The sequence below is a fragment of the Streptomyces anandii JCM 4720 genome (genome assembly GCF_014650655.1).
GTDB classification, from domain to species: domain Bacteria; phylum Actinomycetota; class Actinomycetes; order Streptomycetales; family Streptomycetaceae; genus Streptomyces; species Streptomyces anandii.
The window spans coordinates 266,434-268,055 of the sequence record NZ_BMVJ01000003.1 but is presented as its reverse complement, the minus strand read 5'-3'; the positions used below and the strand labels follow the sequence as shown (position 1 = coordinate 268,055).

Genomic DNA, 1,622 nt, shown 5'->3' with positions numbered 1-1,622 from the left:
CCCCGCGCGGCCACGGCCCAACTCGCCGCCGTCACCCCGGCGGCCACCAGCGCCAGACCGGCGACGGCGGCCCCGCGACGGTGTATGCGGCCGGCGGCGAGCGAGCAGAGCAGCACCAGGGCACAGCAGAACAGGCCGGTGCCGGAACCGAGCGCGGCGGCGGTCACCGCGATCGCGACGGCCAGGGCGCGCAGCGCCAGGCGCAGCGCGGGCGCCGACGCGGCCCAGGCGGCGCAGCAGGCGGCGCCCGCCGACAAGGTCAGCACGCCCGCCGTGGCGCCCGCGTGCCCCAGCGGGGCGGCGAACTGCGGCCCGGGGGCCAGTCCCGGGGCCGCCACCGCGAGCGCCACCCCGGCCAGCGCACCCGCGCACGGCGCGGCCACCGGCAGCAGCGCGCCGCAGATCCGGCCCGTGGCGTACCCGGCGGCCACGGCCAGCACGGCCAGCAGCACACCCTCGGGCCGGCCCTCCTGCCACGCGCCCGTGACGAGCGACCACGCCGCGCAGGCGCCGAGCACCGCGACACCGGCCGCGTCAGAAACGTTTCGTCCGGCGTCGTACGCCTGTCTTCCGCCGTCCGCCCCGCCCGCGGACGTCATCCCCGTGGACCGCACCCATCGCCCCCCGGAACACCGGTCGCCCCCGACCCAACACACGCACCCCTTCCTGCCCGGCCGCGAACGGCCGCACCAGTGGGGCTCCGGCACACCGTAACGGCTGATGACCGGATTGTGGACGTCCCGTGCGCAAGGAGACGGCCGCGCGGGGCAGCGCGCACAGGCGCTCGACGGGCGACGCCGCCCGCGTGCCGGTCCCCGCGGCGGCCCACGGACCGTGCTGTCGGCGCCGAGGTCACGCACGTACACTCCCGGGGTGACCGTCACCGCAACTTCCGTCGACGAGTCGGACCGGCTGCGACCGCGGCCCGCGTCCGGGCCCTGGAGGGCCCGGCTGGTCCGGCTCGTGCCCGCCGCCGCCGCGGCGCTGTCCGGCGTGCTCCTGTACGTCAGCTTCCCGCCGCGCGCGCTGTGGTGGCTGGCCCTGCCCGCCTTCGCCGTCCTCGGCTGGGTGCTGCGCGGCCGCGGCTGGAAGGCGGCCCTCGGCCTCGGCTACCTCTTCGGTCTGGGTTTCCTGCTGCCCCTGCTGGTGTGGACCGGCGTGGAGGTGGGCGCCGGTCCGTGGCTGGCGCTGGTCGCCGTGGAGGCGGTCTTCGTCGCCCTGGTGGGCGCCGGCGTCGCCGCGGTGTCCAGACTGCCCGCCTGGCCGCTGTGGGCCGCAGCCGTGTGGATCGCCGGTGAGGCGGTACGCGCGCGCGTACCGTTCCGCGGCTTCCCCTGGGGCAAGATCGCGTTCGGGCAGGCCGACGGGGTGTTCCTTCCGCTGGCCGCCGTGGGCGGCACCCCTGTGCTGGGTTTCGCCGTCGTCCTGTGCGGCTTCGGCCTGTGCGAGGCCGTCCGCCTGGCGGTGGAGGGACGGCGCACCCGCGCGGTGCGGCGCCCGGCCGCCGCGGTCGCCCTGCTGAGCGTCGCGGTGCCGGTTGTCGGCGCGGTGGCGGCCCGGCCCCTGGTGAGCGACAAGGCGGAGAACGGCACCGCGACCGTGGCCGTCATCCAGGGCAACGT

2 pseudogenes are annotated in these 1,622 nt (G+C 78.0%); one reads left to right on the top strand and one right to left on the bottom strand.

Going from position 1 to position 1,622, the window contains the following annotated elements:
- Nucleotides 1-599: pseudogene (locus IE249_RS36550) on the bottom strand (O-antigen ligase family protein); the annotation flags it as partial.
- A gap of 274 nt (nucleotides 600-873) precedes the next feature.
- Here IE249_RS36550 and IE249_RS36545 point away from each other — a divergent pair.
- Nucleotides 874-1,622: pseudogene (locus tag IE249_RS36545) on the top strand (apolipoprotein N-acyltransferase); the annotation flags it as partial.